This is a genomic window from Mycobacterium sp. Marseille-P9652 (genome assembly GCF_902652685.1).
GTDB lineage: Bacteria > Actinomycetota > Actinomycetes > Mycobacteriales > Mycobacteriaceae > Mycobacterium.
In genome coordinates this window covers 78,542-101,667 of sequence record NZ_CACRUY010000004.1, presented here as the reverse complement: position 1 = coordinate 101,667, position 23,126 = coordinate 78,542, and the positions used below count along the sequence as shown (strand labels likewise).

The following is a 23,126-nucleotide window of genomic DNA, read 5'->3' as shown; positions in this document are numbered from 1 at the left end:
GGCCCATGAGCCAACCGATCGCATGGGAATACGTCACGGTTCCGCTGCTGACGCACGCCACGAAACAAATCCTCGACCAGTGGGGTGCCGACGGCTGGGAGCTGGTGTCCGTCCTGGCCGGGCCGACCGGCGAGCAGCACGTCGCGTACCTGAAGCGTCCCAAATAGCAATGAGCGCTTCCGCCAGGCTCGGGGAGCTCGGCATCACGCTCCCGGAAGTCGTTGCGCCCCTTGCGTCTTACGTTCCGGCGGTGCGAACCGGCGACCTCGTCTACACCTCCGGCCAGCTGCCGATGGTGGGCGGCAAGTTGGTCGCCGCGGGCAAGGTCGGCGCCGAGGTCACCCTGGAACAGGCCAAGGACCTGGCGCGGACCTGCGCGCTGAACGCGCTGGCGGCCGTCGACGCCCTGGCGGGGATCGACGCGGTGACCCGGGTGGTCAAGGTCGTCGGGTTCGTCGCGTCCGCTCCCGGTTTCAACGGTCAGCCGAGCGTCGTCAACGGGGCATCCGAACTGCTCGGCGCAGTGTTCGGGGACGCGGGCGCCCACGCGCGCTCGGCGGTCGGCGTATCCGAGCTGCCGCTGGACGCGCCGGTCGAGGTCGAGCTGATCGTGGAGGTCGGCTCCCAGCCGTGAGCGAGCCCGCCGAAGCGCTGACCCATCCCGCCTACCGACGGTTGCGGGCGGTCACCGAGACGGCATCGGTGCTGCTGGCCGACAACCCGGGGCTGTTGACGCTCGAGGGCACCAACACCTGGGTGTTGCGCGGCCCGCGCAGCGACGAGGTTGTGGTCGTGGACCCCGGTCCGGACGACGATGGCCACATCGAACGGATCGCCGCCTTGGGCCGCGTCACGCTGGTCCTCATCAGTCACCGCCACATCGACCACACCGACGGCATCGACAAGCTGGTCGAGCTGACCGGCGCGACCGTGCGCTCGGCCGGCAGCGGATTCCTGCGCGGCCTCGGCGGTCACCTCACCGACGGCGAGGTGATCGACGCGGCCGGGCTGACCATCAAGGTCATGTCCACCCCGGGCCACACCGCCGACTCCCTGTCGTTCCTCCTCGACGACGCGGTCCTCACCGCCGACAGCGTGCTGGGCCGCGGCACCGCCGTCATCGATAAGGAAGACGGGAGCCTGACCGACTACCTCGAGTCGCTGCGGCGCCTGCGCGGCCTGGGCTCGCGGGCGGTGCTGCCCGGGCACGGCCCCGAGCTGCCCGACCTGCAGGACGCGGCGTCGGGCTACCTCAGACACCGGCACGAACGGCTCGAGCAGGTGCGCGCGGCGTTGCGCGACATCGGCGAGGACGCGACCGCCCGGCAGCTCGTCGAGCACGTCTACGTGGACGTCGACGAAAAGCTGTGGGACGCGGCCGAATGGTCGGTCCAGGCGCAACTGGATTATCTCCGGGCCTGAAAGCCGCGCGGGCTCATACCCTCAGCGATGCCACGCCCAACGCGGCGAAAACAGCGGCGCCACCGCCGACGAGGATTCCCGCGCGGGGGGTCATCTTTCCGGCGGCGAGGTCCAGGAGTGACGCCACGGTGTCCGCGCCGTCGATGGCGATTCCGGCGCCCAGTGCCGTCCGGCGCACCCGCGCGTCGGGGCTCAGCGCGCCGAGCGCCAGCGCCGCCTCCCGCGCGCCGAACAGGCGGCCGAGAATAGGCGAGCTGTCGGCCGGGAGCCCGAAGAGCCGCGCGGAGGTTCGGGGGCTAAGCCAAGTGCCGGCGCCGACAGTCAGGCGCATTGCGGCGAAGGCGGTCAGAAGCGGATGCGGCATGAGGTCCTCCGATCGATGGGCGTGGCGCATGACGCCCCCAATCGTGCCGTCGCGCGCGTGGCGGGTCGATGAAAAGTGCTGCCAACTGCTGCCAATCGACTGCGCTTCGTGCGCCGAGCCTGCGCTCAGCGCGCCGATACTGCGCAGAGATCGCGTCGACGACGAATTTCGCGCGCTGGGTGCAGACTCGGCGCGGTGGGCGCAAAGTCGACGCCGCGCGCGCTTACCTCTTTGAGCGCGCCGAGCTTCGTACAGTCGCGCCGATACTGCGCACAGATCGCGTCGACGACGAATTTCGTGCGCTGGGCGCAGACTCGGCGCGGTGGGCGCAAAGTCGACGCCCCGAGCGCAGACTCGCACTACCTCGCTCGGCGCGCCAGCCTCTCGGAGTCCGAGATGAGCACGCTCTTGCCCTCCAGGCGGATCCAGCCGCGGTGCGCGAAATCGGCGAGCGCCTTGTTCACGGTCTCGCGCGAAGCGCCGACCAGCTGGGCGATCTCCTCCTGGGTCAGGTCGTGGGTGACGCGCATGGCGCCGCCCTCCTGGGTGCCGAAGCGCTGCGCCAGCTGCAGCAACTGCTTGGCCACGCGACCCGGCACGTCGGTGAAGATCAGGTCGGCCAGGTTGTTGTTGGTGCGCCGCAGCCGGCGTGCCAGCACCCGCAGCAGCTGCTCGGCGATCTCGGGACGGTCGGCGATCCAGGCCCTCAGCGCGTCGCGGTCCATCGAAACCGCCCGCACCTCGGTGATGGTGGTCGCGCTCGACGTCCGGGGCCCGGGGTCGAAAATGGACAGTTCGCCGAACATGTCCGACGGGCCCATGATCGTCAGCAGATTCTCCCGGCCATCCGGCGACCGCCGACCGATCTTGACCTTGCCCGAGACGATGATGTACAGCCGGTCACCCGGCTCCCCCTCGGCGAAAACGGTGTGTCCCCGGGGAAAATCCACGGGTTGCAGTTGCTTGGTGAGAGCGGCGACTGCGCCGGGCTCAACCCCTTGGAAGATTCCTGCCCTTGCCAGGATCTCGTCCACGTTGCCTCTTCAGCTTTCCAACGATGTGTACATGGGCAGGCTAACCTCTCGCCCGCGGAATGATTCTAGAGGTAGGCCTATATGTCCAATGTGCCAACGCTACACACGATTCACGTGTGTAGTTAGCCCAAATTCGGGATTGACGCGCGAATGGGCCTGTATTCGCATGCTCAATACGGCCTGACGATGGTCCCGGGAGTCCACCGCGAAGAGCGGCGCGGCGTGAATCGGCAACGCGTGGCGGCCCGTCGGAGGAGGCGCGCACAGCCCCGAAGCCGGGCGCTGGTGCAGGTACTCCAGCGCCTCCGGCATCCCGGCCCGCGCGAGCGCCTGCATGCCGACGGCCTCCGCGTGCCGCAGGAATTCGTCGACGTCGACCGCCCTGGCGGTGCCACGGGCAAGGTCGTGCTCCAGTCGCCCCAGGCCGAGGGCCGCGAGCATCAGGAGCCCGGGAACGCCGGCCACCAGCAACCATGACACATGGAGAGTAAACATGGCCTTGCGTCAACACGAGGTCTCGGCGAGATCACGAAATCAGTACTCTGTCGTAGGTGACAGAGGCAAAGTCGACCGGGCGTGGGAAGTCAACACCGCCCGCGCTCTCCCGGCGCTTCGCCGATGAAACTCGAGTCGGCCTGGTGCGACGTGCGCGACGGATGAATCGCGCTCTGGCGCAAGCCTTTCCCGATGCGCACTGCGAACTCGACTTCACCACGCCGCTGGAGCTGACGGTGGCCACGATCCTGTCGGCACAAAGCACGGACAAGCGGATCAACATGACGACGCCGGCCCTGTTCGCGCGCTACCGCACGGCTTTGGACTACGCGCGGGCCGATCGGGCCGAACTCGAGGAGATGATCCGGCCCACCGGCTTTTTCCGTAATAAGGCCACCTCGCTCATCAACCTGGGGCAGGCCCTGGTCGAACGGTTCGGCGGCCAGGTGCCGTCGACCATGGACGAGCTGGTGACGCTGCCGGGAGTCGGCCGCAAGACCGCCAACGTCATCCTGGGCAATGCGTTCGGCATTCCCGGCATCACCGTCGACACCCACTTCGGGCGCCTGGTGCGCAGGTGGCGGTGGACCCTCGAGGAGGATCCGGTCAAGGTCGAGCACGCCGTCGGCGAGTTGATCGAACGCAGCGAGTGGACCGACCTGAGCCATCGGGTGATCTTCCACGGCCGCCGGGTGTGCCACGCCCGGAAGCCGGCCTGCGGCGTGTGCGTGGTCGCCAAGGACTGCCCCTCCTTCGGTCTCGGCCCGACCGAACCCCTTCTCGCCGCGCCCCTGGTGAAGGGCCCGGAGACCGAGCACCTGCTGTCCCTGGCCGGGCTGTAGCCACCGCCTTGACGCGCACGACCCGCTGGACCATCGCGATCCTCGCCGTGGTGGCCGCGCTGACGGCGGCGCTGGTTGCCGAACTGCGTGACACGCCGGCCCCGGACACGGCGCCGGCGGCCAATCGCGAGCACCGGGACGCCGACACCCCGGCCGCGCTCGCCGGACCGCGCGAGCGCGCCGGCCTGCCGCCGTGCCCGTCGGGCGAGGGGCCCGGTCCGGCAGAGTTGCGCGGCGTGACCGTGGAGTGCGCGGCCGACGGCTCGGCCGTCGACGTCGCGCGCGCGCTGGCCGGACGCCGGGTGGTGCTCAACCTGTGGGCGTACTGGTGTGCGCCGTGCGCGGCCGAACTGCCCGCCATGGCGGAGTATCAGCGGCGGGCGGGGCCCGCCGTGACGGTGGTGACGGTGCACCAGGACGAGAACGAGACCGCCGCCCTGCTGCGGTTGGCCGAGTTGGGCGTTCGGCTGCCGACCCTGCAGGACGGCCGTCGCCTGGTGGCGGCCGCGCTGCGGGTGGTCAATGTGATGCCCGCGACCGTGGTCCTGCGGCCAGACGGTAGCGTTGCGCAGACGCTGCCGCGTGCCTTCGCCAGTGCTGACGAGATCGCGGCGGCCGTCGGAAACGACGCGGGATAACCCGAACGAGCCGGGGTGAAGATTGTCGAGGAGGCGCCGGTGAGTGCTGGGGGTCCCGCCGCCCGTCCGCCGGGGGCCTCGGGGACGCTTGCGCTGAGGCCCGAACTGTGCCCGTCCTGGCTGCGTCCGCTGCTCGACAACATCGGGTCGATCCCGGACGCGTACCGTCGGCGGTTGCCGGCCGACGTGCTGGCGATGGTGACCGTGAAGGCCGCGTCGGCGATGGCGTCGCTGCGCGGGGACCCTCGCGAAGCCGCCGTGCTGGTGCTGTTCTCCGGCCCCGACGGCGGACAGTCCGACGGCGGCGTCCCCGACGACGTCGACCTGCTGGTCACCGTGCGGTCCTCGACGCTGCGCCACCACGCGGGCCAGGCCGCCTTCCCCGGCGGCGCGTCCGATCCCACCGACGACGGCCCGGTGGCCACCGCCCTGCGCGAAGCGCGCGAGGAGACCGGGATCGACCTGTCGAGGCTGCATCCCCTGGCCACCATGGAGCGGACGTTCATCGCCCCGTCCCAGTTCCACGTCGTCCCGGTGCTGGCCTACTCGCCCGACCCCGGGCCGGTGAGCGTGGTCAACGAGGCGGAGACGGCGCACGTCGCGCGAGTTCCCCTGCGCGCCTTCGTCAATCCCGACAATCGGCTGATGGTGTACCGCGGCGATCTCGGACGCCGCTGGGCCGGTCCGGCGTTTCTGTTGAACGAGATGCTGGTCTGGGGATTCACTGGGCAGGTGATTTCCGCGATCCTCGACGTCGCCGGCTGGGCCAAGCCGTGGGACACCACCGACATGCGCGAGTTGGACGCGGCGATGGCGCTCGTCGGCGAACAGGGCGGTTCCCTGCGATGAACATGAACTCGATGACGCCCTCGCAGTGGCTCGACGTCGCCGTCCTGGCGGTCGCGTTCATCGCCGCCATCTCGGGCTGGCGTTCCGGGGCGTTGGGGTCGCTGCTGTCGTTCGCCGGGGTGTTGCTCGGGGCGATCGCCGGCGTGCTGCTGGCCCCGCACATCGTCAGCCACATCGCCGCCCCGCGCGCCAAGCTGTTCACCGCCCTGTTTCTGATCCTCGCGCCGCTCGTCGTCGGCGAGGTCGCCGGCGTGGTGCTCGGCCGGGCGGTTCGCGGCGCGATCCGCAGCCGCACGATCCGGACGGTCGACTCGATCATCGGCGTGGGGGTGCAGCTCGTCGTCGTGCTGACCGCGGCCTGGCTCCTCGCGACGCCGCTCACGCAGTCGAAGGACCAGCCCGAACTCGCCTCGGCCGTCAAGGGATCACGGGTGCTGGCCCAGGTCAACGAGGTCGCGCCGCCGTGGTTGAAGACGGTGCCCAAGCGACTGTCCGCGCTGCTGAACACCTCCGGTCTGCCCGCGGTGCTCGAGCCGTTCAGCCGCACCCCGGTGATCCCGGTTGCCTCGCCCGACCCCGCCCTGGTCAACAACCCGGTGGTGTTGTCCACCGCGCCCAGCGTCGTCAAGGTGCGGAGCCTCGCGCCCAGCTGCCAGAAAGTGTTGGAGGGCAGCGGCTTTGTGATCGCGCCCGATCGGGTGATGACCAACGCGCACGTGGTGGCCGGCTCCAACAGCGTGCAGGTGTACGCGAGCGGCAACCCGCTCGACGCCACCGTCGTGTCCTACGACCCCTCGGTCGACATCGCGATCCTCGCCGTCCCGCACCTGCAGCCGCCGCCGCTGGCGTTCGCGCAGAACGAGGCGAAGTCCGGCGCCAACGTGGTGGTGCTCGGGTATCCCGGTGGTGGCAACTTCACCGCGACCCCGGCGCGCATCCGCGAGGCCATCAAGCTCAGCGGCCCCGACATCTACCGTGACCCCACGCCGGTCACCCGCGACGTCTACACGATCAGAGCCAATGTGGAGCAAGGCAATTCGGGCGGCCCGTTGATCGACCTCAACGGCCAGGTCCTCGGTGTCGTGTTCGGCGCCGCCGTGGACGACCCCGACACCGGCTTCGTCCTGACGGCCGACGAGGTTGCCGGCCAGCTCGCCAAGATCGGCGCCACGCAACAGGCGGCCACCGGCTCCTGCGTCAGCTGACCGGAGTCAGCCGCGGGTTCCGTGGACGCCCTCGAGGAACCTCATCAGGTGCCTGTTGATCTCTTCGGGCGCCTCCTCGTGGCTGAAATGCCCTGCGCCGGCGATTGATACGTAGCGACCCTGCGGTGCGTAGCGCTGGGTGCGGTCCACCGGGTCGGCCAGCACGTACGGGTCGGCGTCCCCGCGCAGGTGCAGCAGGGGCACGGCGAGCTGCTGGGACATCGACCTCATGAATCGCCGGCCCTCGTCGCGCAACTGGCTGCGCACCGCCCACCGCTGGTACTCCAGGGCGCAGTGGGCGGCCGCCGGAATCTGGATGGCCAGCCGAAGATAGCCGATCGTCTCCGAAAAGTCTTCGGAGGCAATCCATTTGGCTCCGCTTCGGCTCCGGACCAGGCGCTCGATCTCGGCCGCGTTGTGGCGGGTCAGCAGGCGCTCGGGCCAGACCGGCGCCTGGTAGCGCAGCAGCGTCGACAACAACGCGCGGCCCTGGTCTCGGCGCGTCAGCGTCGACCGTCGCAGCGCCCGCGGATGCGGCGAGCTGATCAGCGCGATGGCCCGCACCAGCCGGGAGTGCAGCAGAGCGGTGGCCCAGCAGGCCAGCCCGCCGTCGGCGTGCCCGACGAGCGTCGCCGACGAGTGCCCGAGCGCGCGGATCAGGCCGGCCGTGTCGCCGGCGAGCGTCCAGCCGTCATACCCGCGGGGCGGCTTGTCGCTGCCGCCGTATCCCCGCAGGTCGACCGCGACCACCCGCGCACCCGCCAGGCCGCGCAGCTGATGACGCCATGACCACCAGAAGGACCCGAATCCGTGCAGCAGCATCACCAGCGGACGCGCGGTGGCCGGCCCGGTCGCGTCGGCGGGCAGGGCCTCGACGACGTGGAAGCGGATGCCGTTGGCATGCACATCCAGGTGGCGCCAGGGCCCGCCGATGCGGGTCACCGACGGGTCCGGTGCGGGCATTTACCAACCCGAGGGATCGGTGGGGGAGTCGACCTTCTCGTGCCGGCCGTGCGGCTCGGTGAGCGCCTTGGCCGCAGCGGGCGACCCGGCTGACTTGTCGTGGCCCGGCGTCAGCGCGGTGCGCGTCTCCTTGACCGATTCGATCGTCTGCCGCGGCCCGCGGATCCGGCGGACCTTGAGGAAGCCGAGCAGCCCCAGGATGGCGCCGACGACCACCATGAGCCCGAACACGATCAGGTACGCCACCCACCGCCACAACCAGGTGTTGAGCAACTCGGCGAGGAAGAAGAAGAAAAAGAACGTGGAGTAGAACAGCACCACCAGCGCCGAGATGAAGAACACGCTGCCGGTCAGGCCCTTCTTCACGTCCCGGGTGATCTCGGCGCGCGCGAGCTCCACCTCCGCGCGCACCAGCGTCGACATCTGGGCGGTCGCGTCCTTGATGAGGTCACCGATCGACGGCTCGGCGGGCCTGGCGTGCGGGTCTGTCAACGGAATCGTGGTGAGGGTGCTGGGCACACCGTTCTTGTCATCGGCTTTGCTCACGGACGAACCTCTCTCGTTTCTTGCCCCGGCGCGCTGCCGTCGCGGTTTATGTTGCCATGCCGGTGCGCGCGCAAACGAGGGCAGCCGAAGCGCGCTGCAGGCGCGGACCGGGCCGCGGAACCCATAGACTGGCGCTGTCCGGCCAATCGATGGGGGTGGTGCTGTGCTCTCGGCGCACCGGTACTTCGTGGCGGCAATGCTGGCCACGTTCGTGGCGCTGATGGGCATGCCGGCCCGCGCGGCGGCGGCCGACGTCCGGGTACCGATGGGCGGCGGCGCGGGCATCGTCATCAACGGCGACACGATGTGCACGCTGACCACGATCGGCAATGATGCCGCCGGCGAGCTGATCGGCTTCACCTCGGCGCACTGCGGGGGTCCGGGGGCTCAGGTGGCCGCGGAGGGGGCGGAAAACGCCGGCATCCTCGGCACCATGGTCGCCGGCAACGACAGCCTCGACTACGCGGTGATCAAGTTCGATCCGGCCAAGGTCACGCCGACCGCCAACTTCAACGGTTTTCCGATCAACGGCGTCGCCCCGGATCCGGCCTTCGGCCAGATCGCCTGCAAGCAGGGCCGCACCACCGGAAATTCGTGCGGCGTCACCTGGGGCCCGGGTCAGGACCCGGGCACGATCGTCATGCAGGTCTGCGGGCAGCCGGGCGACTCGGGCGCGCCGGTGACCGTCAACGGCCTGCTGGTGGGCATGATCCACGGGGCGTTCAGCGACAACCTGCCGACCTGCATCATCAAATACATCCCGCTGCACACCCCGGCGGTGGTGCAGTCGTTCAGCGCGATCCTGGCCGACATCAACGCCAAGCACCGGCCGGGCGCGGGGTTCGCGCCGCTGCCGGCCTGAGTCGGCGTGAGCCGGCCCGCCGACTGTCACGTGAGCGTGGCGTTCGTCGCCGAGCGTCACTCCGGCGTGACGCTCGCCGAGACAGCCGGCCTACTTCGCTGACCTGATCGCGTCGAACACGCCGGGGTCGAGCAGCGTCGAGGTGTCGCCCAACTCGCGGTTCTCGGCGACGTCGCGCAGCAGCCGGCGCATGATCTTGCCGCTGCGGGTCTTGGGCAGCTCCGGCACCACGTGAACCTCGCGGGGCCTGGCGATCGGCGAGATCTCCCGCGCCACCTCCACGCGCAGCTCCTCGACGATCCCGTCGTGCACCTGGTAGTCGGCGCACAACACGACGAACGCGCAGATGGCCTGGCCGGTGGTCTCGTCGGTCGCACCGACGACGGCCGCCTCGGCAACCCCGGAGTGGCCGACGAGCGCCGACTCCACCTCCGCGGTCGAGAGCCGATGCCCCGACACGTTCATGACGTCGTCGATGCGGCCGACCACCCAGATGGCGCCGTCGCGGTCGTAATAGGCGCTGTCCCCGGCGAAGTACCACCCCTGCTCCGCGAAGCGTGACCAGTACGTCTCGACGTACCGCTCCGGGTCGCCCCAGATGCCGCGCAGCATGGACGGCCACGGCTGGTCGAGCACGAGGTAGCCGGTGATGTGCTCGCCCTTGTGGACGCCGGGCACCAGTTCGTCGCCGTGGTCGTCGACGATCTTCGCCGAGATGCCCGGCAGCGGCCGCATCGCCGAACCCGGCTTGGCCGCGGCGACTCCCGGCAGCGGCGTGATCATCGCCGAACCCGTCTCGGTCTGCCACCAGGTGTCGATGACGGGCACGTTGTCGGCACCCAAGACCTTCCGGTACCAGCGCCACGCCTCGGGGTTGATCGGTTCCCCGACCGATCCGAGCAGGCGCAGGCTGGACAGGTCGTGCGCGTCCGGGATCTCGCGGCCCCACTTCATGAAGGTGCGGATCAGCGTGGGCGCGGTGTAATAGATTGTCACGCCGTACTTTTCGATGATCTCGAAGTGCCGGTGCTGGGTCGGGGTGTCAGGGGTGCCCTCGTAGAGCACCTCTGTGACGCCGTTGGACAGCGGCCCGTAGACACCGTAGGTGTGGCCGGTGACCCAGCCGATGTCGGCGGTGCACCAGAACACGTCCGTCTCCGGCTTGATGTCGAACATGTAGTAGTGCGTGTAGGACGACTGGGTGAGATAGCCGCCGCTGGTGTGCATGATGCCCTTCGGCTTGCCGGTGGTGCCCGACGTGTACAGCAGGAACAGCGGATGCTCGGCGTCGAACGGCTGCGGGGTGTGTTCGGGAGACGCGGCGTCCACGACGTCGTGCCACCACAGGTCGCGACCGTCGTTCCACGACACGTCGATTCCCGTGCGCCGCACCACCAGCACGTGCTCGACGGGGCTGTCCCCGTCGTCGCCGGGTTTGACCGCCTCGTCCGCCGCGTCCTTCAGCGGCGCGGGCTTGCCGCGGCGGAACTGCCCGTCGCTGGTGATGAGCACCTTGGCCTGGGCGTCGGCGATCCGTGCGCGCAGCGCCTTGGCGGTGAAGCCGGCGAACACGACGCTGTGCATGACTCCCAGCCGGGCGCAGGCGAGCATCGCGACCACCGCCTCCGGGATCAGCGGCATGTAGATCGCCACCCGGTCGCCGGCAACCAGGCCGAGCCCGGTCAGCGCGTTGGCGGCCTTGCACACCTGTTCCTGGAGGTCCGCATAGGTGAGGCTCCGGCTGTCGCCGGGTTCGCCTTCCCAGTGGATGGCGACCCGGTCGCCGAGCCCGGCCTCCACGTGGCGGTCGACGCAGTTGTACGCGACGTTGAGCTTGCCGTCGGCGAACCACTTCGCGAACGGGGCGTTCGACCAGTCGAGGGTCTCGGTGAACGGCTGCGCCCACGACAGCCGGTTGGCCTGCTTGGCCCAGAACGCCGGCCGGTCCTCCTCGGCCTCGCGGTACAACTCTTCGCCGGCGTTGGCCTGCGCGGCGAACTCGGCCGGGGGCGGATACGAATTGCCGTGGATGTCGGTGGCGGTCACTGGGTTTTCTCCTGTGTCGAGGCGTGGAAACCGTCTGTGAGCCTATCGCCGCAAGATGAAAAGCGGTCGTCCAATTTCGGGTGCAAATTGCACTCGTGTCGCATAATCACTGGATGCCCGGACCCTCAGAGCGGCGCCGCCGCCGGCTCACCCCCGTTGTCGCCGCGTGCGCAACCCCCGCCGTCAGCGTCATGCTGGGTGCACCCGCGTGGGCGGCGCCCCCCGATGGCGCGGACCAGCCGGCGCCCTGCAGGTCCGACCAGATCACGGTCAGCGCCTCGCCCGTGCAGGCGGCCGTCGGGCACCGCGCGGTGACGCTGCTTTTCGCGCTGGCCGGCGGTGCGGAACCGTGCACGCTCACCGGCTACCCCGGAGTCGACTCGGGCGACGGCGGCCCGCTCGTCCACGCCGAGCGCGCGGCCCGCGGCTACATGGGCGGCTTGCCCGCCGGCGTCGAGGCGCCGCCGATCGTGACCCTGTCGCTGTCGTCGCAGGGACAGGCCGTCGTGGAGGGCCTGGCCACCGACCGCGCCGGCAACCCGTGCCCCACGTACACGGGCCTGCTCGTCACACCGCCGGACACCACCCAGGTGTTCACCGTGCCGGCCGCGATCGACGCCTGCGCGCTGCAGGTGCATCCGATCACCCAGGGGTGACGCCGGGGCGCCCGTCGTTAAGGTCGGGTGTCATGCGTCGGACACGGGCCTGGCTGGCCTCGGTGCTCGCCTGGCTGGCGGCCGCCGCGTCGCTGGCCGGCTGCGGCGGCGGGATCCTCAGCCCCGACCTGGTGCTCGTCAACGGCGGGGAGCCGCCCTATCCGCTCGTCCCAACCAGCACCAACGACGGCAACGGCGGTCGCATCATCGACCGCCTCTTCGCGGGCCTGATGTCCTACGACGCCGCCGGGAACCCCTCGAAGGAAGTCGCGCAGTCCATCGAGACGGCCGACAACGTCAACTACCGGATCGTGCTCAAGCCCGGCTGGAAATTTACCGACGGCTCGCCGGTGACGGCCCACTCGTTCGTCGACGCGTGGAACTACGGGGCGTTGAGCAGCAACGCCCAACTGCAGCAGAGCTTCTTCAGCCCGATCGACGGCTTCGACGACGTCGCCGGCGTCGGCGGTGACGGAAAGCCGTTGCGCACCACCATGTCCGGCCTGCGGGTGGTCAACGACCTGGAGTTCACCGTGCGGCTCAAGGCGCCAACCATCGACTTCGTGCTGCGGCTGGGGCACAGCGCCTTCTACCCGCTCCCGGACGTGGCGTTCCGTGACATGGCGGCGTTCGGCCGAAACCCGATCGGCAACGGCCCCTACCGGTTGGCCGACGGCCCCGACGGGCCGGCGTGGGAGCACAACGTCAGGATCGACCTGCGTCCCAACGCCGACTACCACGGCAATCGGATGCCCCACAACAAGGGCCTGCGGTTCGAGTTCTACGCCAACCTGGACACGGCCTACGCCGACCTGCTGTCGGGGAACCTCGATGTGCTGGACACGATCCCGCCGAGCGCACTGCCCGTGTACAAGCGTGACCTGGCCGACCACTTCGCCAGTGGCCCGGTGGCGGTGAAGCACAGCCTCGACACGCCGCTGCGGCTGCCGCACTTCGGCGGCGAGGAGGGCCGGCTGCGCCGGCTCGCGCTCTCCGCCGCGGTGGACCGCGCACAGATCTGCAAGCAGATCTTCATGGGCACCCGCAGCCCGGCGCGTGACTTCACCGCGGCGTCGCTGCCGGGATTCGACCCCAACGTGCCCGGCAACGAGGCGCTGATCTTCGATCCGCAACGCGCACAACAACTGTGGGCACAGGCAAACGCCCTCTCGCCGTGGAGCGGCCAGTACACGATCGCCTACAACGCCGACGCGGGGAACCAGGAGTGGGTGGACGCGGTGGCCAACAGCATCAAGAACACCCTCGGGATCGCCGCTGCCGGCGCGCCCCAGCCGACCTTTGCGGGCTTCCGCACCCAGATCACCAACCACACGATCACGACCGCCTTCCGCGCCGCGTGGCAGGGTGACTATCCGTCGCTGCTGGAGTTCCTCGCTCCCCTGTTCGCGACCGGGGCGGGCTCGAACGACGTGGGCTACAGCAATCCCGACTTCGACGCCGCGCTCGCGGCGGCGGAGGCCGCGCCGACGATGCAGGAGTCCAACGCCCTGGCCAACTCCGCCCAGCGAATCCTGTTGCGCGACATGCCCGTCGTCCCGCTGTGGGACAACATCAGCGTGGTGGGCTGGGCGGCGGACGTCAAAGGCGTCACGGTCACGTGGAACGGGCTGCCGGACTACGAAAACATCGTCAAGGGCTGACGTGGGCTGGTACTTCCTGCGGCGACTCGCCATCATGGTGCCCGTCTTCCTGGGCGCGACGCTACTCATCTACGGCATGGTGTTCCTGCTGCCGGGCGATCCGGTCGCCGCCATGGCCGGGGACAAGCCCCTGACGCCCGCGGTGGCCGCCGCGCTGCGCGCCCGCTATCACCTCGACGACCCCTTCCTGGTGCAGTACCTGCGCTACCTGGCGGGCATCGCCCACGGCGACCTCGGCCGCTCCTACTCCGGGTTGCCCGTCAGTTCGGTTCTGGCGCATGCCTTTCCGGTCACGCTGCGGCTCGCGCTGATCGCGGTGACGGTGGAGGCGGTGCTGGGAATCGGCTTCGGCGTGGTTGCCGGCCTGCGCAGCGGCGGCATCTTCGATGCCACCGTGCTGATCACCGGCCTGGTGATCATCGCGATCCCGATCTTCGTGCTGGGCTTTCTGGCCCAGTTCGTTTTCGGCGTCCGCCTGGGGATCGCGCCGGTCACGGTCGGCGAGCGGGCGACGTTCGGGCGGTTGCTTTTGCCCGGGATCGTGCTGGGCTCGGTGTCGTTCGCGTACGTGGTGCGGTTGACCCGGTCCGCGGTCGCCGCCAACGCCCACGCCGAGTACGTACGCACCGCCACCGCCAAGGGCCTCTCGCGGCCACGCGTGGTGACGGTGCACATCCTGCGCAACTCGCTCATCCCGGTGGTCACCTTTCTCGGCGCCGACCTCGGGGCGCTCATGGGCGGGGCCATCGTCACCGAGGGCATCTTCAACATTCACGGCGTCGGCGGCGTCCTATACCAGGCCGTCACCCGGCAGGAGGCGCCGACGGTGGTGTCCATCGTCACAGTGCTGGTGTTGATCTACCTGGTCACCAACCTCGCGGTCGACCTGCTTTACGCCGCCCTGGATCCCCGGATCCGATATGGCTGAGCGGCATGGGTTTTGGCGCGACACCTGGCGCGGGCTGCGCCGGAGTCCGAAGTTCGTCGTCGCCGCGGCGCTCATCGTCGTCATCGTCGTCGTCGCGGTGTGCCCGTCCTGGTTCACCGGGATCGACCCCGCCTACGCCGACCCGCATCAGAGCCTTCTGCCCCCGTCGTCGGCGCACTGGTTCGGCACCGACCTGCAGGGCCACGACATCTACGCGCGCACCGTCTACGGTGCCCGCGCGTCCGTCACCGTCGGCCTCGGCGCCACCCTGGCCGTCTTCCTCGTGGGCGGGGCGCTGGGGGCGCTCGCGGGCTTCTACGGCGGCTGGATCGACGCCGTGGTCTCGCGGGTCACCGACGTGTTCTTCGGGTTGCCGCTGTTGCTGGCCGCCATCGTGATCATGGGCGTCATGCGCCACCGGACGGTGTGGACGGTGATCGCGATCCTCGCGTTGTTCGGGTGGCCGCAGATGGCCAGGATCGCCCGCGGAGCGGTCCTCGAGGCGCGTGCCGGCGACTACGTGCTGGCCGCGAAGGCGCTGGGGCTCAGCGACTTCCAGATCCTGCTGCGCCACGCGCTGCCCAACGCGCTGGGGCCGGTGTTCGCGGTGGCCACCCTGTCGCTGGGCATCTTCATCGTGACCGAGGCCTCGCTGTCCTACCTCGGCGTCGGACTGCCGCCGTCGGTGGTGTCCTGGGGCGGCGACATCAACCTGGCGCAGAGCCGCCTGAGATCGGGGTCGCCGATCCTGTTCTACCCGGCCGGCGCACTGGCGTTGACGGTGCTGTCGTTCATGATGCTGGGCGACGCCCTCCGGGACGCCCTGGATCCGGCATCGCGGGCCTGGCGGCCATGAGCACCCCGCCGCTGCTGTCGGTCGAGGGCCTGGACGTGCGGTTCGGCGCGGACGATCCGGCGGTGCGCGACCTGGACCTGACCGTGCTGCCGGGCCAGACGGTCGCGGTGGTGGGCGAGTCCGGGTCGGGCAAGTCCACCACGGCCGCCGCGATTCTCGGCCTGCTGCCGCCCGGGGGACGCATCACCGCCGGGCGCATCGTGTTCGACGGGCACGACATCGCCGGGGCCGACCGCCGGTTGCTGCGCTCGATCCGAGGCCGCTCCATCGGTTACGTGCCCCAGGACCCGATGGCCAACCTCAACCCGGTCTGGAAGGTCGGATTCCAGATCCGGGAAGCGTTGCGCGCCAACGGTTCCACGGCGCGTCGACGCGCGGTGGAGCTCCTCGCGGAGGCGGGCATGCCCGACCCCGTGACGGCGGCCGCCCGGTATCCGCACCAGCTGTCCGGCGGCATGTGCCAGCGCGCGCTGATCGCCATCGGGCTCGCGGGCCGGCCCAAGCTGCTGATCGCCGACGAGCCGACGTCCGCGCTCGACGTCACCGTTCAACGGCAGGTGCTCGACCACCTGCAACGCCTCACCGACGAATTGGGCACCGCGCTGTTGCTCATCACCCACGACCTGGCGCTGGCCGCCGAGCGGGCCGAGTCGGTGGTCGTGATGCACCGCGGGACCGTCGTGGAAACCGGTGCGGCGGAATGGATCCTGCGCGACCCGCAGCACGAGTACACCCGGCGCCTGGTTGCCGCGGCCCCGGCGCTGACGGCCCGGGCGCGCGCGCGGAGGGACGACCCACCGGCCGGCGACATCCTGGTCGCCTCCGGGCTGACGAAGGTCTATCCCGGGTCCGGGGGAGCGCCGTGGCGGCGAACGACCTTCCGCGCCGTCGACGCCGTCTCGTTCGGACTGCGCCGGGGGACCACGCTGGCGATCGCCGGTGGGTCGGGTTCGGGCAAGTCGACCCTGGCGCGCATGGTGCTGGGCCTGCTGGAACCGACCTCAGGCACAGTGGCTTTCGACGGCACGCGGATCGATCGCGCGTTGCGCCGCGACCAGGTGCTGGAATTCCGCCGGCGCGTGCAACCGGTGTTCCAGAACCCCTACAGCAGCCTCGATCCGATGTACTCGGTGTTCCGTGCGATCGAGGAGCCGCTGCGGATTCACCGGATCGGCGACCGGGCACAGCGCGAGCAGGCGGTGCGCGACCTGCTCGACCAGGTGGCGCTCCCGTCGTCGCTGTCGAGGCGGCTGCCCCGCGAGCTCTCGGGCGGGCAGCGGCAGCGGGTGGCGATCGCCCGGGCGCTGGCGTTGCGGCCCGACGTGCTGGTCCTCGACGAGGCCGTCTCGGCCCTGGACGTGCTGGTGCAGGCACAGATCCTGGAGCTGCTGGGCGAACTGCAGGCCACGCTGGGCCTGACCTACCTGTTCATCAGCCACGACCTGGCCGTGATCCGTCAGATCGCCGACGAGGTGCTCGTCATGGAAGCGGGGCGGATCGTGGAGCGGGCGCCCACCGAGGAGCTGTTCACCCGCCCGCAGCACGAATGCACCCGGCGGCTGCTCGAGGCCATTCCGAAGGCACCATCGTCGTCCCGCTAGGTTTCAAGCTGTGACGGCTGACCCGCTTGCTGCGCTGATGGACCTCCCGGGCGTGGCCGAGGCCAGCGACCGCGCCCGCGAGGCGTTGGGCCAGGCCCATCGCCATCGGGCCAACCTGCGCGGGTGGCCGGTCACCGCGGCCGAGGCGGCGCTGCGCGCGGCGCGTGCGTCCTCGGTGCTCGACGGCGGTCCCGTGCGAATGGACGATGTGACGGAGGCCGGCCAGGTCAGCGACCCGGTGTTCGCCGGGTCGCTGCGGGTGGCCCAGGCGCTGGAGGGCGGTGGCGGGCCCGTCGTCGGCGTCTGGCAGCGCGCGCCGCTGCAGGCGCTGGCCCGGTTGCACATGCTGGCCGCCGCCGACCTCGTGGAGCCGGACCGGCTGGGGCGCCCGCGCACCGACCCCGAGGTGGGCCCGCGGCTGGAGTTGCTGGCCGGCCTCGTGACCGGCCGCACGGCAGCGTCGGCGCCCGTCGTCGCCGCCGTCGCCCACGGAGAGTTGCTGACGCTGAAACCATTCGGCGCGGCGGACGGCGTGGTGGCCCGCGCGGTGTCGCGGCTGGTGACGATCGCCGGCGGCCTCGATCCCCACGGGTTGGGTATCCCGGAGGTCAGTTGGATGCGGCAGCCGGCGGAGTATCGCGATGCGGCCGTGGGGTTCGCCACCGGTTCGCCCGACGGGGTGACGGCGTGGCTGGTGCTGTGTTGCCGGGCCATGCGGGCGGGCGCGCAGGAGGCGTTGTCGATCGCCGACGCCATGGCGAATCGTTAGCCGGAGGCCGAAAGTTGAAGTGCTTCACAAGGTAAAGCGGGCGGCGTCCCGAAGTATTCGGTCCGCCGCCCGCTAACACGGAACCCGGTTACCATGCGTGCATTTCGGGGCTGCGTGGGTTGGCCTCGGCGATCTTGCGAAGCTGCCGGCTGCAACCCCACCCAAAGGGCCGTCGACGCCTTTCACTTTTCGCAATTACGCAGGCCCGCAACACTTCTGCCATTATCGCGGCTATGACTCCGCGTGGGTGCCGGGAACCGTGCTGGGTGCCCGGATCGGGAGAACGACCCTTCTCTTCCGGATCGACCTTGGCCTAGCCGGGCTTCCGTGGTTTCCTTTGTACTCCTCGAGTGGTAGCGCAGCAAGGCCCAATTGCGAAGCGCATCTGGGTGTGTAGGAGTGGCGTTTGCTGGGCCGCGAGGGGCCCGGATCAGAACGCGAAGCGGCGCAGGAGCGAGTAGGTGATCGCGCCGGCGGCCAGCGCGCTGACGCCGACGGCGGCGGTGGTCGCGATCGCGGCGCCCGACGGGGCCGGGATCCGGTCACGCAGGGAGACGGGCCGCGAGAACGTCAGCACCGGCCAGCCGCGCTCGACCGCCTCCTTGCGCAACCCGCGATCGGGGTTCACCACGCTGGGGTGGCCGACGGCCTCGAGCATCGGCAGGTCGGTGATCGAATCGGAGTACGCGTAACACTGCTCAAGCGGGTAGCCCTCGCGGGCCGCGAGCTCGCGGATCGCCTGAACCTTGCCCTCGCCGTAGCAGTAGAACGCGACCTCGCCGGTGTACTTGCCGTCCTCGACGACCATCCGGGTCGCCATCGCGTGCGTCGCGCCCAGGGCCCGGGCGATCGGGGCCACGATTTCCTCGCCCGACGCCGAGACCACGACGACGTCGCGGCCGTACAGCTTGTGGGCGGCGATCAGGTCGGCGGCTTCGGCGAACACCAGCGGGGTCACGATGTCGTGCAGCGTCTCGTTGACGATCGACTTCACCTGCTCGACGTCCCAGCCGGTGCACATGTTCGTCATGTGGGTGCGCATCCGGTCCATCTGGTCATGATCGGCGCCGGAGAGAAGAAAGATGAACTGGGCGTAGCTCGACTTGAGGACGGCGCGGCGATTGAGCAGCCCCTGATCGAAGAAGGGTTTGCTGAACGCCAGCGTGCTCGACTTCGCGATGATCGTTTTGTCGAGGTCGAAGAAGGCGGCGGTGCGCGCGCCGGGCGCGCTTGTTGCACCTGTGTCTAATGGGGTTTGCTGGTGCGCGGCCGGATCGGAGACGGTCACCAACCCAGCATAGGTCGGCGGAGCGCCGGGACCGCGACCTCGCCCCCGAAACTCCGGCTCAACCGAGTGCAATCATTGCCCTCGGCAGTGTTTTCGCGGCTCAACGACATTTTGGGATCGAAAGCTACTTGCGTTAATGCGGACTGTCATGTGTATAGTAAGCATTACTCGGCCTGAGCCGAGGGTGTATCAGCCCGACCCCCCGGGGCTGATACACGACGACCCTCGCCTCCTCCCCCCCTGGCGGGGGTCGTCCCTTTTCTCGGGTAAGTAATCCACCATCGCAGCCGGCCCGGCCGGCCGGCTCGGGTGTTGCGGGACTTTCCCCCTCGTTGGCTGGCTCGCCCCTGCGCGGCCCATTTGTGCACACTCCCGTCTCTATCCACAAAACGCCTGTTTGGGACTGGTGTGCCAAGGTCACAGCCCTGCAGGGTGGTCGGGTGAGCGCCCACACCGACCCGGCAACGGACCGTCCCGCGGGCGTTCTGGCGGTCTCGATGGATCCGGAATTGCGCGACGAGGTCGACCGCGTGGCCGCGGCCGTCGGAGTCCGGGTGGTCCATGCCGGCGCCGCCTCACCGGTCAGCCGGAAGTCCTGGGTGGCAGCCGCGGCCGTCGTGCTCGACGAGCCCGCGGCGCACCGCTGCGGTCAGGCGGCGCTGCCACGGCGGCCCCACGTCAGCGTGGTGACCACCGGTGACCCGGTCGCGACCACGTGGGCGGCGGCCGTCGCCGCCGGCGCCGAGCGGGTGTTGCGGCTGCCCCACCAGGAACGCGAGCTGGTCGCCGAACTCGCCGAGGCCGCCGAGGCGGCGCGCGACGACGGCATGTCGGGTCACGTCGTGGCCGTCGTCGGCGGCTGCGGCGGTGCCGGCGCCTCGACCTTCGCCGTCGCCCTGGCGCAGTCCGCCGCCGACGCCCTGCTGCTCGACCTCGATCCGTGGGGTGGCGGCATCGACCTGCTGGTCGGCGGCGAGGCGGCCCCGGGTCTTCGGTGGCCCGACCTCGCCTTGCGGGGTGGCCGGCTGCATTGGCCGGCCGTGCGCGAGGCCCTGCCGCGGCACCGCGGTGTCAGCGTGTTGTCGGGCACTCGGCGCGGGTACGAACTCGAGGCCGCGCCCGTCGACGCCGTGATCGACGCCGGACGCCGCGGGGGAGTCACCGTGGTCTGCGACCTCGCGCGCCGGCTCACCGATGCCACCCAGGCGGCGCTGGACGCGGCCGACCTCGTCGTGGTGCTCACCCGCTGCGACGTGCGGGCGTGCGCGGCCACCGGCGCGCTGGCCCCGGTGCTGGCCGCGATCAACCCGAGTGTCGGCCTGGTGGTGCGGGGTCCGTCGCCGGGCGGCCTGCGGGCGTCCGAGGTCGCCGACATCACGGGTGTCCCGCTGCTGGCGTCGGTGCGCGCCCTGCCACAGCTCGCCGAGCGGGTGGAACGCCGGGGCCTGCGACTGCGACGGCCGTCGCCGCTCGGCATCGCGGCGAACCGGGTGCTCGCGGTGCTGTCGCGGTCCCGGTCGGGTCAGGATGGCAGGGCGGCATGAGCGGATCCCTGATCGAGCGGGTTCGCGAACGGCTGGCCGCCGAATCCGTCTCGGCCACAACCTCTTTGAGGCCCAGCGCGGTGGCCGCGGCGATCCGCGCCGAGTCGGGCGGCATGCTCGGGGATGCCGAGGTGCTGGCCAATCTTCGGGTGCTGGAGACCGAGTTGAACGGCGCCGGGATCCTCGAACCGTTGCTCACCGCCGACGGCACCACCGATGTCCTGGTGACCGCACCCGACGCGGTATGGGTGGATGACGGGAACGGGCTGCGGCGCAGCCAGATTCGCTTCGCCGACGAGGCGGCGGTGCGGCGGCTTGCCCAGCGCCTGGCCCTGGCCGCGGGCCGGCGACTCGACGACGCGCAACCGTGGGTGGACGGCCACCTGGGGCGCATGGGCGGCGGCGGTTGCGCGGTGCGCCTGCACGCCATGCTGCCGCCGGTGGCGGCCGCCGGCACCTGCCTGTCCCTGCGGGTTCTGCGCCCGGCGACGCAGACGCTGCCGGCGTTGGTCGAGGCCGGCGCGATCGCCCCGGAGGCGGCCGGCCTGATCTCCGGCATGATCGCCGCCCGGCTCGCCTTCCTGGTGTGCGGGGGTACCGGCGCCGGCAAGACGACGCTGTTGGCGGCGCTCCTCGGTGCGGTGCCGGCGGGCGAGCGCATCGTCTGCGTCGAGGACGCCGCCGAGCTGGCTCCCGCGCACCCGCACCTGGTCAAGCTGGTCGCGAGGTGCGCCAACGTCGAGGGAGTCGGCGAGGTGCCGGTGCGCCAGCTCGTCCGCCAGGCGCTGCGGATGCGGCCCGACCGCATCGTCGTGGGTGAGGTCCGCGGCGCGGAGGTGGTCGATCTGCTCGCCGCGCTGAACACCGGCCACGACGGCGGGGCGGGCACGGTCCACGCCAACAGCCCCGGCGAGGTGCCGGCCCGGCTCGAGGCGCTGGGCGCGCTCGGCGGTCTGGACCGCGCGGCGCTGCACAGCCAACTCGCCGCCGCCGTCCAGGTGCTGCTGCACGTCGAGCGCGACCCGGGCGGCCGGCGCCGGCTCGGCGAGATCGCGGTGTTGCGCCGCGGTCGGGGCGGGGTGCGGGCGGTGACCGCCTGGCGCGCAGAGGGCGGAATGACCGACGACGCGGGCGTGCTGCGGGAGCTGCTGCGCAGCCGGACGCCGGCATGAACGGCGTCGTGGTCCCGGCGGTGTTGCTGGCGCTGGCGCCGCTGGTTGCGCCGCCGCCCGGGCGCCGGCTCGCACGGGACGCGCGCCGGGTCCGTCGGCTGCGCTGGCCGGGGATGAAAGGGATCGCCTGTGCCGCGGTGGCTTTCCTGCTTGCGGCGGCGATGCTCCTGCCGACGACGACGGTGCTGGCGGCCGCGGCGGTGGGCGCCACCGTTGCCCTGCGTCACCGTCGCCGGCTTCGGCGGCGGCGCGGCGTCCGGGAGGGCGGGGCCCTCGAAGGCGCCCTCGACGTGCTGGTCGGGGAGCTGCGGGTGGGTTCTCATCCGGTCGAGGCGTTCCGTGTCGCCGCCGACGAGAGCGACGGCGCCGTCGCCACGGCGCTGCGCGCGGTCGCCGCACGCGGCCGGCTGGGCGGCGACGTGACGGCCGGCCTGCGGGATGCGGCGCGATCGTCGGCGCTGCCCGCGCACTGGGACCGGCTGGCGGCCGGTTGGGAGCTGGCGTCGCAGCATGGCCTGGCGATCGCCACGCTGATGCGCGCCGCGCAACGCGATATCGCCGAGCGTCAGCGGTATTCGGCGCGGGTGTCGTCGAGCCTCGCCGGTGCGCGGGCCACCGCCGCCATACTGGCGGCCCTGCCGGCGCTGGGTGTGGCGTTGGGTGAGCTCATCGGTGCGCGGCCGTTGAGCTTCCTCCTGCGCGGGGGCGGGGGCGGCTGGGTGCTGGTGGTCGGGTCGCTGCTGACGTGCGCCGGGATGCTGTGGTCCGACCGGCTCACCGACGGGCTGGTGTCGTGACGGCCGCGGCGGTGCTGCTGGCCGCGGCGCTGCTCGTCGGCCCCGGCCCGTCGGCTGTGCGGGCGCGCGCCGGCCCGCCGGTCCGCACGCGACGGCCACAGCCGGAAGGGTCGGCGAGCGGTCCGGACCCGCTGGCGTTCGCCTCCAGCCTCGATGTGCTGGCCGTCTGCCTCGCGGCGGGCATGCCGGTGTCGACGGCCGCGGCGGCGACCGCCCGTTCGGCGCCGACCGGGCTGGCGACGGTTCTGCGCCGCGCCGCCGACCTGTTGGCATTGGGTGCCGATCCCGCTGTCGCATGGGCTCATTCGCGGGCCGGCGACGCCACCGATACGCAGGTCGATGCGTTGCTGCGGTTGGCGCGCCGGTCGGCGTCCTCGGGCGCGGCGCTCGCCGGAGGAGTCGCCGAACTGGCCGACCAGTCCCGTCACGATGCCACGCACGCGGCCGCCGCGGCCGCCGAGCGGGCCGGCGTGCTGATCGCCGGACCGCTCGGGCTCTGTTTTTTGCCGGCGTTCGTATGCCTCGGCATCGTCCCGGTGGTGGCCGGCTTGGCCGGCGAGGTCCTGCAGTCTGGGCTGCTGTGAGAAA

At 71.0% G+C, this 23,126-nt stretch carries 25 protein-coding genes; 18 read left to right on the top strand and 7 right to left on the bottom strand.

What is annotated here, in order from left to right; translation table 11 throughout:
* The first annotated feature begins 5 nt into the window (after positions 1 to 5).
* The 3 genes from GPY60_RS04330 to GPY60_RS04320 are packed head-to-tail and all read left to right on the top strand — an operon-like array spanning position 6 to position 1,422.
* On the top strand, positions 6 to 167 hold the full coding sequence (locus tag GPY60_RS04330; protein WP_156686396.1) for a DUF4177 domain-containing protein: 162 nt from the start codon (positions 6 to 8) through the stop codon (positions 165 to 167).
* Positions 168 to 169: 2 nt separating this feature from the next.
* Positions 170 to 634 (top strand): RidA family protein, encoded by a 465-nt coding sequence (locus tag GPY60_RS04325; protein WP_156686395.1) that lies wholly within the window; start codon positions 170 to 172, stop codon positions 632 to 634.
* On the top strand, positions 631 to 1,422 hold the full coding sequence (locus GPY60_RS04320) for an MBL fold metallo-hydrolase (protein WP_156686394.1): 792 nt from the start codon (positions 631 to 633) through the stop codon (positions 1,420 to 1,422). The genes GPY60_RS04325 and GPY60_RS04320 overlap by 4 nt, the downstream gene beginning before the upstream one ends.
* A gap of 13 nt (positions 1,423 to 1,435) precedes the next feature.
* Here GPY60_RS04320 and GPY60_RS04315 read toward each other — a convergent pair whose 3' ends face one another.
* The 3 genes from GPY60_RS04315 to GPY60_RS04305 form a co-directional block, all read right to left on the bottom strand.
* Positions 1,436 to 1,786, bottom strand: a complete 351-nt coding sequence (locus GPY60_RS04315) for a hypothetical protein (protein ID WP_156686393.1) — start codon at positions 1,784 to 1,786, stop codon at positions 1,436 to 1,438.
* Between the two features lie 359 nt (positions 1,787 to 2,145).
* Entirely contained in the window at positions 2,146 to 2,820 is a 675-nt protein-coding gene (gene crp / locus GPY60_RS04310; protein ID WP_044508824.1) for a cAMP-activated global transcriptional regulator CRP, read from the bottom strand.
* Positions 2,821 to 2,919: 99 nt separating this feature from the next.
* Positions 2,920 to 3,315, bottom strand: a complete 396-nt coding sequence (locus GPY60_RS04305) for a hypothetical protein (RefSeq protein WP_156686392.1) — start codon at positions 3,313 to 3,315, stop codon at positions 2,920 to 2,922.
* Between the two features lie 161 nt (positions 3,316 to 3,476).
* On the opposite strand from GPY60_RS04305, the gene nth reads away from it, so the two are divergent.
* The 4 genes from nth to marP are packed head-to-tail and all read left to right on the top strand — an operon-like array spanning position 3,477 to position 6,849.
* The gene (nth, locus tag GPY60_RS04300; protein WP_156686391.1) at positions 3,477 to 4,157 is read left to right on the top strand and encodes an endonuclease III; all 681 of its coding nucleotides are present in this window, start codon (positions 3,477 to 3,479) and stop codon (positions 4,155 to 4,157) included.
* A gap of 8 nt (positions 4,158 to 4,165) precedes the next feature.
* Positions 4,166 to 4,795, top strand: coding sequence for a TlpA family protein disulfide reductase (locus GPY60_RS04295; protein WP_156686390.1), 630 nt, complete (start codon positions 4,166 to 4,168; stop codon positions 4,793 to 4,795).
* Positions 4,796 to 4,834: 39 nt separating this feature from the next.
* Positions 4,835 to 5,644, top strand: coding sequence for an NUDIX hydrolase (locus GPY60_RS04290; RefSeq protein WP_156686456.1), 810 nt, complete (start codon positions 4,835 to 4,837; stop codon positions 5,642 to 5,644).
* An 11-nt stretch (positions 5,645 to 5,655) separates the two neighbouring features.
* Positions 5,656 to 6,849, top strand: coding sequence for an acid resistance serine protease MarP (marP, locus tag GPY60_RS04285; RefSeq protein ID WP_156686389.1), 1,194 nt, complete (start codon positions 5,656 to 5,658; stop codon positions 6,847 to 6,849).
* 6 nt (positions 6,850 to 6,855) lie between these two features.
* On the opposite strand, the gene GPY60_RS04280 is transcribed toward marP, so the two are convergent.
* Positions 6,856 to 7,812: an alpha/beta fold hydrolase gene (locus GPY60_RS04280; protein ID WP_156686388.1), complete on the bottom strand. Its 957-nt coding sequence runs from the start codon at positions 7,810 to 7,812 to the stop codon at positions 6,856 to 6,858.
* Entirely contained in the window at positions 7,813 to 8,358 is a 546-nt protein-coding gene (locus GPY60_RS04275; protein ID WP_156686387.1) for a phage holin family protein, read from the bottom strand. It lies immediately after the preceding gene.
* A gap of 163 nt (positions 8,359 to 8,521) precedes the next feature.
* Here GPY60_RS04275 and GPY60_RS04270 point away from each other — a divergent pair, with 163 nt between their 5' ends.
* Positions 8,522 to 9,220, top strand: a complete 699-nt coding sequence (locus GPY60_RS04270) for a S1 family peptidase (protein WP_156686386.1) — start codon at positions 8,522 to 8,524, stop codon at positions 9,218 to 9,220.
* Positions 9,221 to 9,310: 90 nt separating this feature from the next.
* On the opposite strand, the gene acs is transcribed toward GPY60_RS04270, so the two are convergent.
* The gene (gene acs / locus GPY60_RS04265) at positions 9,311 to 11,266 is read right to left on the bottom strand and encodes an acetate--CoA ligase (RefSeq protein ID WP_156686385.1); all 1,956 of its coding nucleotides are present in this window, start codon (positions 11,264 to 11,266) and stop codon (positions 9,311 to 9,313) included.
* Positions 11,267 to 11,379: 113 nt separating this feature from the next.
* On the opposite strand from acs, the gene GPY60_RS04260 reads away from it, so the two are divergent.
* The 6 genes from GPY60_RS04260 to GPY60_RS04235 are packed head-to-tail and all read left to right on the top strand — an operon-like array spanning position 11,380 to position 17,737.
* Positions 11,380 to 11,922, top strand: coding sequence for a DUF4232 domain-containing protein (locus GPY60_RS04260; RefSeq protein WP_370462644.1), 543 nt, complete (start codon positions 11,380 to 11,382; stop codon positions 11,920 to 11,922).
* 32 nt (positions 11,923 to 11,954) lie between these two features.
* Positions 11,955 to 13,583, top strand: coding sequence for a peptide ABC transporter substrate-binding protein (locus GPY60_RS04255; protein ID WP_156686384.1), 1,629 nt, complete (start codon positions 11,955 to 11,957; stop codon positions 13,581 to 13,583).
* A 1-nt stretch (position 13,584) separates the two neighbouring features.
* Entirely contained in the window at positions 13,585 to 14,511 is a 927-nt protein-coding gene (locus GPY60_RS04250) for an ABC transporter permease (RefSeq protein ID WP_156686383.1), read from the top strand.
* Positions 14,504 to 15,367 carry an ABC transporter permease gene (locus GPY60_RS04245; RefSeq protein ID WP_156686382.1) on the top strand — a complete coding sequence of 288 codons (864 nt, stop codon included), beginning with the start codon at positions 14,504 to 14,506 and terminating at the stop codon, positions 15,365 to 15,367. Before GPY60_RS04250 ends, GPY60_RS04245 begins: the two co-directional genes overlap by 8 nt.
* Entirely contained in the window at positions 15,364 to 16,968 is a 1,605-nt protein-coding gene (locus GPY60_RS04240; protein ID WP_156686381.1) for a dipeptide ABC transporter ATP-binding protein, read from the top strand. Before GPY60_RS04245 ends, GPY60_RS04240 begins: the two co-directional genes overlap by 4 nt.
* Before the next feature lie 10 nt (positions 16,969 to 16,978).
* The gene (locus tag GPY60_RS04235; RefSeq protein ID WP_156686380.1) at positions 16,979 to 17,737 is read left to right on the top strand and encodes an oxidoreductase; all 759 of its coding nucleotides are present in this window, start codon (positions 16,979 to 16,981) and stop codon (positions 17,735 to 17,737) included.
* A 430-nt stretch (positions 17,738 to 18,167) separates the two neighbouring features.
* Here GPY60_RS04235 and GPY60_RS04230 read toward each other — a convergent pair whose 3' ends face one another.
* On the bottom strand, positions 18,168 to 19,025 hold the full coding sequence (locus tag GPY60_RS04230; RefSeq protein WP_156686379.1) for an HAD-IB family hydrolase: 858 nt from the start codon (positions 19,023 to 19,025) through the stop codon (positions 18,168 to 18,170).
* Positions 19,026 to 19,522: 497 nt separating this feature from the next.
* Here GPY60_RS04230 and ssd point away from each other — a divergent pair, with 497 nt between their 5' ends.
* Genes ssd through GPY60_RS04210 form a run of 4 tightly spaced genes read left to right on the top strand, consistent with a single transcriptional unit; the run spans position 19,523 to position 23,122 of the window.
* Entirely contained in the window at positions 19,523 to 20,569 is a 1,047-nt protein-coding gene (ssd, locus tag GPY60_RS04225; protein WP_156686454.1) for a septum site-determining protein Ssd, read from the top strand.
* Complete coding sequence (locus tag GPY60_RS04220; protein ID WP_156686378.1) at positions 20,566 to 21,741, top strand: TadA family conjugal transfer-associated ATPase; 1,176 nt, start codon at positions 20,566 to 20,568, stop codon at positions 21,739 to 21,741. The genes ssd and GPY60_RS04220 overlap by 4 nt, the downstream gene beginning before the upstream one ends.
* Positions 21,738 to 22,538 carry a type II secretion system F family protein gene (locus GPY60_RS04215; RefSeq protein WP_156686377.1) on the top strand — a complete coding sequence of 267 codons (801 nt, stop codon included), beginning with the start codon at positions 21,738 to 21,740 and terminating at the stop codon, positions 22,536 to 22,538. The genes GPY60_RS04220 and GPY60_RS04215 overlap by 4 nt, the downstream gene beginning before the upstream one ends.
* Positions 22,535 to 23,122 carry a type II secretion system F family protein gene (locus tag GPY60_RS04210; RefSeq protein ID WP_197283525.1) on the top strand — a complete coding sequence of 196 codons (588 nt, stop codon included), beginning with the start codon at positions 22,535 to 22,537 and terminating at the stop codon, positions 23,120 to 23,122. The genes GPY60_RS04215 and GPY60_RS04210 overlap by 4 nt, the downstream gene beginning before the upstream one ends.
* Positions 23,123 to 23,126: the final 4 nt, after the last annotated feature.

Bases quoted from the DNA above. Each gene is read 5' to 3' on its own strand.
- GPY60_RS04330 (WP_156686396.1), top strand. From the start codon at position 6: ATGAGCCAACCGATCGCATGGGAATACGTCACGGTTCCGCTGCTGACG.
- GPY60_RS04325 (WP_156686395.1), top strand. From the start codon at position 170: ATGAGCGCTTCCGCCAGGCTCGGGGAGCTCGGCATCACGCTCCCGGAA.
- GPY60_RS04315 (WP_156686393.1), bottom strand. From the start codon at position 1,786: ATGCCGCATCCGCTTCTGACCGCCTTCGCCGCAATGCGCCTGACTGTC.
- GPY60_RS04305 (WP_156686392.1), bottom strand. From the start codon at position 3,315: ATGTTTACTCTCCATGTGTCATGGTTGCTGGTGGCCGGCGTTCCCGGG.
- nth (WP_156686391.1), top strand. From the start codon at position 3,477: ATGAATCGCGCTCTGGCGCAAGCCTTTCCCGATGCGCACTGCGAACTC.
- marP (WP_156686389.1), top strand. From the start codon at position 5,656: ATGACGCCCTCGCAGTGGCTCGACGTCGCCGTCCTGGCGGTCGCGTTC.
- GPY60_RS04280 (WP_156686388.1), bottom strand. From the start codon at position 7,812: ATGCCCGCACCGGACCCGTCGGTGACCCGCATCGGCGGGCCCTGGCGC.
- GPY60_RS04260 (WP_370462644.1), top strand. From the start codon at position 11,380: ATGCCCGGACCCTCAGAGCGGCGCCGCCGCCGGCTCACCCCCGTTGTC.
- GPY60_RS04255 (WP_156686384.1), top strand. From the start codon at position 11,955: ATGCGTCGGACACGGGCCTGGCTGGCCTCGGTGCTCGCCTGGCTGGCG.
- GPY60_RS04245 (WP_156686382.1), top strand. From the start codon at position 14,504: ATGGCTGAGCGGCATGGGTTTTGGCGCGACACCTGGCGCGGGCTGCGC.
- GPY60_RS04240 (WP_156686381.1), top strand. From the start codon at position 15,364: ATGAGCACCCCGCCGCTGCTGTCGGTCGAGGGCCTGGACGTGCGGTTC.
- ssd (WP_156686454.1), top strand. From the start codon at position 19,523: ATGGATCCGGAATTGCGCGACGAGGTCGACCGCGTGGCCGCGGCCGTC.
- GPY60_RS04220 (WP_156686378.1), top strand. From the start codon at position 20,566: ATGAGCGGATCCCTGATCGAGCGGGTTCGCGAACGGCTGGCCGCCGAA.
- GPY60_RS04215 (WP_156686377.1), top strand. From the start codon at position 21,738: ATGAACGGCGTCGTGGTCCCGGCGGTGTTGCTGGCGCTGGCGCCGCTG.